At 46.7% G+C, this 9,466-nt stretch carries 6 protein-coding genes and 1 tRNA gene; 1 reads left to right on the top strand and 6 read right to left on the bottom strand.

What is annotated here, in order from left to right; all coding sequences use genetic code 11:
• Positions 1-53 precede the first annotated feature (53 nt).
• Positions 54-129, top strand: a tRNA-Thr gene (locus GY843_RS02095).
• 9 nt (positions 130-138) lie between these two features.
• On the opposite strand, the gene GY843_RS02090 is transcribed toward GY843_RS02095, so the two are convergent.
• The 6 genes from GY843_RS02090 to waaF form a co-directional block, all read right to left on the bottom strand.
• Positions 139-543 carry a hypothetical protein gene (locus GY843_RS02090; RefSeq protein ID WP_297306065.1) on the bottom strand — a complete coding sequence of 135 codons (405 nt, stop codon included), beginning with the start codon at positions 541-543 and terminating at the stop codon, positions 139-141.
• Positions 544-661: 118 nt separating this feature from the next.
• Entirely contained in the window at positions 662-2,545 is a 1,884-nt protein-coding gene (locus tag GY843_RS02085) for a methyl-accepting chemotaxis protein (protein ID WP_297306064.1), read from the bottom strand.
• 215 nt (positions 2,546-2,760) lie between these two features.
• Positions 2,761-5,802, bottom strand: coding sequence for an EAL domain-containing protein (locus GY843_RS02080; RefSeq protein ID WP_297306063.1), 3,042 nt, complete (start codon positions 5,800-5,802; stop codon positions 2,761-2,763).
• A gap of 125 nt (positions 5,803-5,927) precedes the next feature.
• Positions 5,928-6,926: a diguanylate cyclase gene (locus GY843_RS02075; RefSeq protein WP_297306062.1), complete on the bottom strand. Its 999-nt coding sequence runs from the start codon at positions 6,924-6,926 to the stop codon at positions 5,928-5,930.
• A 141-nt stretch (positions 6,927-7,067) separates the two neighbouring features.
• Positions 7,068-8,063, bottom strand: a complete 996-nt coding sequence (gene rfaC, locus GY843_RS02070) for a lipopolysaccharide heptosyltransferase RfaC (protein WP_297306061.1) — start codon at positions 8,061-8,063, stop codon at positions 7,068-7,070.
• Positions 8,064-8,067: 4 nt separating this feature from the next.
• Complete coding sequence (gene waaF / locus GY843_RS02065) at positions 8,068-9,090, bottom strand: lipopolysaccharide heptosyltransferase II (RefSeq protein ID WP_297306060.1); 1,023 nt, start codon at positions 9,088-9,090, stop codon at positions 8,068-8,070.
• Positions 9,091-9,466 lie beyond the last annotated feature (376 nt).

Here is a 9,466-nt window from a genome sequence, read left to right as displayed (position 1 = left end):
TTACTTGATTCGATAAGCGGAACTGCCTATCATGCGCTCCGCTTATCTGGTGTGCCGGTATAGCTCAGTTGGTAGAGCAACTGACTTGTAATCAGTAGGTCCCGAGTTCGACTCTTGGTGCCGGCACCATTTCTCTTCTTATATCACTTTCTTCGTTAGAAACAGCAGACGCAAACGTTCTGCCAATTCAATCTCTAGATGTCTTAGATCTTCTTCAGTATCTGCATGTTGGAAGTCCCAACGAATGTGGTCGTGGTCGCTTGGTAATTCAGGTAGTGCCTGGTGGGTTTTGTCGCACAGGGTGATTATCAGATCAAACGCTTTATCTTTAACTTCATCCAGGGAGTTAGAGGATAGATCTATCGCTGCATCAGTTAGGTTGTTTGCCCATGCTTGAATAAACTCGGGAACAGCTGTCGGTTCTGGGCCTGCACTTTGTGCTAGCACCGCACCACGACTGATCTTGTTAGCAAGAACTTCTGCTATCTGTGAGCGCATGCTGTTGTGGCGGCAGACAAAAAGGATGGAGTAGGGGGATGGCATGGTGATAAATACCCTTGCGGCTTGTAGGAAATATCACAGCAGTATAGCTGAAGCACGGTAGGAAATAATATAAAAAAGGGGGCACGCAAAGGCCCCCAAAGCACATGATTAATAGGGATCAGTGCTGAAACTTTTTTGTCATCTCGCCCATCTTCTCTGCACGGTTTTTTAGATTGTCGCTAGAGGCAACAATCGCTGTCGATGCGCAACTATTCTGCTCTACCCCAGAGGCGATCTGATCCATGCTTGAAGCCATTTCACGGGTGGTTTTGGCGACTTCCTCAATGGCAGAAGTGATCTCTTCACTGATCCAGAGAGCTTGCTGAGTTTGGTTTTCTATATTCTCGACCGCTTGCTGTGCCCTATCACCTTGCAGTTTTACCTCTTCGATACTTTGGGTGCTTTGGTCCATTACCTTGATCACCGAATGAGTTTGCTGCTGAATAGCTCTTACCGTCTCAGTTATATCTCCGGTTGCTTTTACTGTGCTTTCGGCAAGGGTACGGACTTCGTCTGCCACAACGGAAAAGCCCCGGCCAGCTTCACCGGCACGTGCAGCTTCGATGGCTGCGTTAAGCGCCAAAAGGTTGGTTTGGTCTGCAAGATCGTTAATGATGATCAGGACTTTGTCGATCTCCTGAGAGTGCTGTTCCAGTTGGCGTAGTTGATTGGATGATTGTTCTACGACGCCTGCGGTATCAGAAAGAGAGCGCATCGCTTGTTTGATGGTTTCACCACCTTCCACAGCGGCAGTATGGGCGTTCTGGGAATCATTTTTGAGATTGAAAACCCGGTGAGCCACTTGTTCTGTGGTGGCACTGATCTCTTCAGTAGCGCTTGCCAGAGTATTCGATTGATCAGAAACCGTGCGGTTATTGCTAGCTATGGTCTGTACTGAATCAGACAGCTCTTTCGCTTCGCTGTAGAGATCTGTCTGGTTGGTTACCACCTGACTTATCACCTGGCGCAAGTCATTGGTCATCGTATTAACAGCCCCAGATACTTGGTCGAACTCATCCGGTTTATTTTGGCTGACTGGCAGTGACTGGGTCAGGTTTCCCGCAGCGATGGTTTTTAACTGGCTAATGATTCTTTGTAGAGTTCGGGTAGCCGTTAATGCGGTGGTTGCGAGAATGACGCAAATTGCCAGAGCTACGGCTACGCTGACAAATATAATTGTCCATTGGGTGCTATCTGTTGCCTGAGCTGCTTCTTTTCTCGCTCGTTGTAATAGTTCTGCTTCCAGGAAGCTCTGAGTGCTCTGGCTCTGTTCTCTGAAGCTTTTGCGAGACTGGTCAAGGTGAATGCTGTTTTTTGATAGCGCTTCTGCTGCTCCAGTCAGTTGTACGATTGTGCCTTGATAGGTTTCGATATAAGGGCCAAATGTGTCGTAAAACTCCGCATCCTTTACTTCGCTAGCTACAGTATCTATCTGTTGCAGCAAGCGCTCTTTTCCCTGCGATGTTGGGTTGATCAGATATTCTTTTTCCATCTGCCGAGCAACAATGAAAGGCTGCAGCAACATGCTGAATGTGGAAAGTTGTTCTTCTAATGCTGAAGCGGCTTCTGCTAATGGTTTAAGCAGGCCTGATTGATCGTCGTAACCCAGGGTTTCCTGTGCAAAAGCTTGGGTATTGAGAGCTGTTTTATAAGCTTCAAATAATTGAGCCGTTTTACCAAGCTTTTGGGTCAGTTCTGAGCTCTCGGTTGTGCTTTGAGCTTCTGATAAAGCTTGCTTGTACTTATTGGTCATACCAATGAGTTGTTGTTTTAGGCTGTTGTTGTTTTCATGGTTGAGCTGTGAAAGCTGGTTTTCTACTGATAGAAGATCTAGCTGTAGCGATGAAAGTAGATTGTTGGTCGTTGTTAGATTTGAAACCTTAAGAGATGATCTACTCAGTTCATTTAGGCTGTTTAGGGAAACAAAGCCTAGATAGACGACACCTGTCAAAGTCAGAATGACAGCAACAATGAGTTTTTGCTTGAAAGTAAGTTGAAGCATTATCTGTCCACTTTTTTATTGTTGTAAATATTGTGCGGATGTCCGATATCCAGATAATGGTAAATTGGTATTACCAATAATTCTTTAGTGTATATAAGGCTATACTTTAGTCTCGTGCCTTGTCAATTGTTTATTTTTTAAGCACGCGCCTGGGGCGAGTAGCGCTAACACAAGAAAGGATGTTGCGCAGAGAGGTTGGTTGCAGTGTAAGGGTTTTAAGAGGTGGTAGCGGTTATGCAGCCTTCCAGCTTTTGGGTGAATTCGGCAGCGGGTATAGGTTTCCCAAAATAGAACCCCTGCAGCAGGTCACAATCTGTATCGCGTAAATACTGGAACTGCTCCTCGGTTTCTATCCCTTCTGCAGTGACGCTTAAACCAAGCTTGTGAGCCATAGCGATAGTTGCTGATACCAGAATATTGGAGTCCGGATTTGATGGTAGTTCTCGGATAAAGGCGCGATCAATTTTCAGGTTATTGAATGGGAATGTTTTCAGATAGCTAAGGGAAGAATAGCCGGTACCAAAATCATCCATACTAATTTTGACACCCATTTCTGTGATCTGCTGTAGAGTACTATTAAGTTCAGGTGAGGCTTGTATCAGGAGCCCTTCAGTGACTTCAATATTCAGATGTTTCGGCGGCAATCCGCTACTGCCTAGCGCATACTGCAAGTCAGTCACAAAGTTATTACCTTTGAACTGTCGTGGGGAAACATTCACTGACAAGCTAAAATCTTCAGCCCCCGCATCAACCCAGCGTTTAGCTTGAACACAGGCTTGCTCAAGAACCCAGCGCCCTATAACGATAATGAGTCCCGTCTGCTCTGTCAGAGGGATGAATTCTGCCGGTGATACATTGCCTAGTGTGCCTGAATTCCAGCGCAGTAGTGCTTCAGCACCTACAATGCGCGCGTCATTTCCTGAAACAAGCGGTTGGAATGCCAGGCTGAATTCATTGCGATCCATTGCGTAGCGTAGGTTGTTATCAAGAAGGAGCTGACGGGTTGCGATATCGTTCATCTCCTGGGTGTAGAAGTGGAACGTATTCTTACCGTCTTTTTTGGCCTTATACATGCCTATATCTGCAGCTCGTAACAGCGATTGATAGTCCTTGGCATCATCCGGGTAAACAGCAACACCAATACTGCAGGTAACAATCAGCTCTTTAGAGTCAATGGAGAAGGGTAGTGAAAACTGCTGCAGGACCTTCTCAATAGTTTGTTCGACTTCCGTAGATTGATTGATGCTTTCCAACAGGATAAGGAATTCATCACCACCGTGGCGTGCCAGTGTATCGCTCTCTTTAATACAGTTTTGAAAGCGTCTAGCCGCCTGTTGTAGTAATCGGTCACCGACATCATGGCCAAGACTGTCATTTACTTTCTTGAAGCCATCCAGGTCAATAAACATCAACGCCATTTTATGCTGATGCTGGTTGGCACTTTTCATGGCGTGTTCTGCTCGGTCGCGAGCCAGAAAACGGTTCGGAACATGTGTTAATAGATCGTACTGCGCTTGATACAGGATATGTTCTTCCTGTTCTTTTTGGCGACTGATGTCCCGGATAGAGATAACACTATACAGGCCATCATCAAATTGCATGCTGGCGCTACTTACTTCTGCAGGGAAATAGGTTTCATCTCTACGAGGGAGAGTGAGTTCTTTTTCCTCAGGGTTAATATCTTCGTTCAGGAATTGGGTAACGATATCGTCCGGAAATAGGTACCCCAGAGGTTCGCCAATTAGATCCTCTTTGCGTTCGCCGATGATACTGCAGAAGGATTCGTTGGCATCAACAATAATGCCCTGGGCATGGATCAGGATACCTTCTGCAACCAGATCAGAAAGCTGCCGAAAACGGTCTTCACTGGCAGAGAGTCTTTTCTGAACAGCAAGGCGTCTACTAATATCCCGGAACGAGGCCATCCTTGATTGTTGTTCCTTCCAGAGGATAGGTCTTCCAGTAATTTCTACTGGTCGCTCATCGCCTTGTTTTGTGATTATTGCTGATTGATAGGGCTTTTCGTTGACACTATCGATCGTACTTAATGCGTTTTCGGGGTTAGCTGATGAGAACAGATCGCCCGGCTGCATTGTTAAAAGCTCCTCTCGACTGTAGTCAAACAGTTCCTCTGCGCGTTTGTTTACATCGAGGATGTTTAAACCGTTATGTATAACCAGAGCTTCGCTTGCGACTTCCTCAAATCTCCGCAAGCGGTCGGTACTTTCTTCTAGCTGTACTTGATACTCGCGGTTTTGATGCATTGTTGATTTAAGACTACGAAATAGTTTGCCTACAACCACAAGTACAAAAAGAAATAGGCCCAGCAGGGCGATCAAGACTAGTTTCTGGTCCCTGCTCTGTTCAGGGGTAGAGAAATGCTTAGGTGCTAGCAGGTAAGTGATATTCCAGCCCGGTAAGCCATCGATGCTTGCTCGTTCAATCAGGAACTCCTCCCCCACTTGATTGCTAACGTAGCCTGAAGTCTCTGTTTTTAGACCTATATCCTCAGGTGTTGTCTCGCCAAACTGGCGTGAGTCGGTGATACGTTGGCGCTGCGATACGCTTAAAGGAAACAGGCTTTTGTAGAGCCAATCCGGAGTGCTTGAAGCAAAAATAATTCCATTGTCATCAACAAGTGATGCTTGCCCGCTCAATCCTTTAAAGTTTTCCTCAATCTGGTTGGGGGGGAATTTTATAACCGCAACACCCAGTAGTGTTCCTTCAATGAATACCGGGCTGCTGAAGTAGATACCACGCTTTTTCGTGGTAACCCCAAGGGCTAGATGGATGCTCGAGGAACCTCCAATTGCATTTTTAAAGTAAGGGCGAAAACCGTAATTATTTCCCACTATTGAATTGTGGGCTTCTCGATTGTCTGCAACCGCAACACCTTCTTTATTCATCAGATAGCAGATTGATGCAGCAAGAGTATCGCAGTAACGTTTTAAAACAGGGTTCGGTGTTTTTTGTGCGGCATTGGTGTCGCTTTGAAGATGTTGTAATACTTCCGCCTCACCTGCCATCAGCTGTACTGAGTGGGTCCTGCTGCGGATAAAGGCGCCGGTCTGGCTGGAGAGCAACTTGGCTATATTTTGCGTATGAGTTAAGGCTTCCTTTTCTGCTTGGGCAGAAATGTTGAGATAGATAAAGATCCCTCCGACTGCTACCAGAAACAGGGGGAGCAGGGTCAGAGTTAAAAAGCCTCTTGTTGTAGTAAGCGAGGTGCTTGGCAGTAAGTTCTTTGGTGCTACCAAAAGAATTATCCTGTACTTCTAGGGTTTACCCGTATTGCTGAATAATAGTTTAGATTACGCGAATACGGTTAATACAACATCCTCTGGCATCCTTACTGGAGAACTTCCTAATCAAGTTTAAACGTTTAATGTTCAGTAATTGTGCAATGCTCGGTAATAAATTCTTCGAGTTGTTTCCCATCCGGATCAACACTGCAGCGGCTTATATCTTTAAATAAGTCTTTTGAATCCACGCATACAGTTTTATTCCGCCCCAGATCTTTTGCTCGGTATAGGGCCACGTCAGCTCTTTTTAATGATCCATTAATATCGCAATGAGGGCACAGCTGGGTGATGCCAAAGGATGCGGTCACAGATAGCTCTTTACCCTTGTGTTCAACAACAGAAGCCGCAAGTTGTAGCCTTACCCTCTCTACAGCAATCACTGCATCTTCTATATCCATATCCGGCAGAACAAAGAGAAACTCTTCACCGCCGAAGCGTGCTACGGAATCATAGCGACGAATGGTATTGTTAAATAAAGAAGCAACATGTTCCAGTACGATATCCCCAACATCATGACCATATTTATCATTAAACGCTTTGAAGCGGTCTATGTCAGCCAGTGCAATGCAGCAATGGGAGCCTTCTGTTCTCTGCATGCGGTGTTTTTCATGAGCAAGTATTGTGTATACGCTCCGCCGATTCATTAGTTTAGTGGTGTGGTCAAACTGGTTTTCACTAACGATGGAGAACTCGAGTATTTTCAATACAGCATTGAAAAACTCTCGTTGCTGAGTGAGGAAGTTAGCATAAGTCTCTTCATCAAACTCGGGGCTTCTATTCAGATTGAGCAGTAATTTGCGACCACTGTTGTGTAGCTTCTGATGTAGCTCATCAATAGCGTCGAACTCGTCCCCCTGAAACTGTTCGTCAGTTAACAGGTTGCGCAACCAACTGCCAAACTTACAGTGGAGATGAGCATTCTGTTCTGTGAATGAAGGCTCTTCTATTGGAGTGCGTGACGCAATCGCCATACTGATGCGATGCATCCATAGATGGTGTTCGGATAAAGCTTGTTTTATCTCATCCGATAACAGCTCAAACTCCTGCTGATTGATACGTTCCAGCAACTTCTCAAGCATGATTAGGACCCTCAGACCTCTACCTTGAGGTGTACACCTAGCAGTAACAATCCCTCTGCCGCCATTTCATATTAGGCCGAACGGCTTCATCCGCAAGAAATTTCGGAACGAGATTTGATGCAGCGCAAAAACTGAGATGATTTATGATTTTTTCAGCAGAGAGGAAAGGTTTGACCAGACTATTGCGGGGGTCAGAGGTGCAAAAATAGCAGGTTCAACCAGAGAGTTGTTCTCAGGTTGTTTTGACGCTTCCAGGCAGAGTTGGTCCAAACCGTAGCCGCCTACCAATCCAGGATCGGTTGGGCCAAACAGAATTACATTGGGCCGATCAAGTGCGGCAGCAAGATGCGATAAACCCGTATCTACTGAGACACAGGCGCTTGCGCCAGCCAGCACATTTGCGACTTCTGCAAGAGATAGCTTGGGTAGTACTTCAGCGTTGTCGTGGATGGACGCGAGGCGTTCAGCTCTCTCTTTCTCTGTTGGATTGCCCCAGGGCAACTTGATCTTCCAGCCTGACTCGGCAGCTTGGCTGATTAACTCTTGCCAGTAGACTTCGGGCCAATGCTTATCAAATCGGGTGGTACTGTGCTGAAAGACCAGATAAGGGCTGTCTGCAGCTTCAACTTTGAAGTGATCGCGAATAGCAAAATCACCACGAGTATCTTCTAGGTTGTAACCCAGCGCAGCTGCAAAAAGCTGGCGAACTCTCTCCACGGCATGCTGTTGCTTTGCGACCGCCACTGGGTGATCGTAGAAGTGGGCTGCCAGAGGCTCACGGGCGGAGTTTTTATCTAAACCATAGCTTTTGCCAGGTGCAAGTCGGGTAACGAGCAAGGCGCTTTTCAGCAAACCCTGAGCATCGATCACCGCATCATAATTCTGGCGACGGAGTTGCGATTTGTAGTTTGACCACTCACCGCTTTTAATCGTCTTGATAATATTCTTGCGCCAGCGCCTGATCGCAACTGGGATAACTTTGTCCACAGCTGGGTGCCACTTGGGTATCTCCTGAAATCCCTCTTCAACTACCCAGTCGAAACGAATGCCTGGAATAGCATGCATGGCATCGGTCAGAGCGGGTAGGGTATGGATGACATCACCCATCGATGAGGTTTTGACGATCAGTACTTTCATGCGGCTAACCTAACCATTTTTGTAGCGCGTTATGTGCTATAGCAGGCGTAATGTCGATCAGACTCTGATGGTAGCCTTGATCGGCATCGCCTTTACGAATCTTATGGAACCCATCGATCAGTCGAATGATTTCTGCTTTCTCGGATAGTGGTGGTGTGAAGCCCGGGCTAGTTGGTCCGTAGAGGGCCACCAGAGGAGTGCCTACAGCTGCTGCTATATGCATTAACCCGGAATCGTTGCTTACCGCTGCTTTACAAGTGGCGATTAGATCAATTGCCTGAGGCAAAGTGGTTTTACCAGCCAGGTTGATACATTGCTTCTGTTCAACTTCTGATAGTTGAGTAATGATCTGCTGACAGGCTTCACTGTCGTTGGTTGAGCCAAAAAGCCAAATCTGATAGCCATCAGCAATCAGTAGTTTTGCCAAATCTGCATAGTGGTAATCGGGCCAGCGTTTAGCTGGTCCGAACTCAGCACCGGGGCAGAATGCGACTGCTTTTTCAGGTTGCAGGTCAAACTGGCGAATAGCATCCGTCTGCGCTTGCTCATCAACAGAAAGCTGCGGGTATAGAATCTGTTCAAGGGGTAGTGCTGGGGAAGATGCGAGTTGGCTGAGGGCAACATAGCGTTGCACCATCAAAGGAAACGCTTCCTTATCCAGAGGCCGGATGTCGTTCAGCAATCCATAGCGCATTTCTCCGCGCCAGCCTGTGCGTTTGGGTATTTTGGCAAACCAGGGAATAAGCGCTGATTTTAGGGAGTTCGGGAGAACAAAAGCTTGTTCATAGCCTTGTTTGCCTAACTGCTGCCCAATCTCTTTTCTTACTCCCCATTGCAGACTGCCATGACCCACGGGCATTGCGATAGAACTGCTGACTTCAGGCATGCGGGCCAGTACTGGGCGACACCAATCTGGCGCAAGGACATCTATCTCCCGCTCTGGGTTTTGCTGTTTTAGGTGCCGGTAAAGGGATTGGCTCATCAGCATGTCGCCGACCCATGAAGGGCCGATGATCAGTGTTTTCATCTGCAATTAACCAGTTGCTTCAAAATAGGGCGTAAATGTGGGGCTATTCTACTCCAAATGAAGTCGAATAAAACAATTGAACGGTTGGCACCTCTATTTCGGCACATATCCGGCCGGGGGTAATTCCAATTTCCCTCTGTGGCGATTAGAATATCAGCCCTGATTTTTATTACGTATATCCGGTTACAATCAGCCCTGATTCAACACGCAATCTGTTTTTGGCTGAAGGTGCTCATAATTTTTTTAAGGAAGGTCTCATGGCTACAGCTTTTGGCTCCGTTTTTATGCCTGAAATGTCAATCACTTGGTTTGACGGTTCTAGCTGGAGTGCGCCTGAGATGGTCCCTAGTGACAGTATTCAGATGCACCCAGGTGC

The organism is Neptuniibacter sp., assembly GCF_024231755.1.
In the GTDB taxonomy this organism is placed as follows: Bacteria; Pseudomonadota; Gammaproteobacteria; order Pseudomonadales; family Balneatricaceae; genus Neptuniibacter.
Note: the sequence above shows the minus strand (reverse complement) of the source record. Positions and strands in the feature narration are given on the sequence as shown.

Excerpts from the sequence above, each read along its gene's own strand:
- GY843_RS02090 (WP_297306065.1), bottom strand. The coding sequence starts at position 543 with ATGCCATCCCCCTACTCCATCCTTTTTGTCTGCCGCCACAACAGCATG.
- GY843_RS02085 (WP_297306064.1), bottom strand. The coding sequence starts at position 2,545 with ATGCTTCAACTTACTTTCAAGCAAAAACTCATTGTTGCTGTCATTCTG.
- GY843_RS02075 (WP_297306062.1), bottom strand. The coding sequence starts at position 6,926 with ATGCTTGAGAAGTTGCTGGAACGTATCAATCAGCAGGAGTTTGAGCTG.
- rfaC (WP_297306061.1), bottom strand. The coding sequence starts at position 8,063 with ATGAAAGTACTGATCGTCAAAACCTCATCGATGGGTGATGTCATCCAT.
- waaF (WP_297306060.1), bottom strand. The coding sequence starts at position 9,090 with ATGAAAACACTGATCATCGGCCCTTCATGGGTCGGCGACATGCTGATG.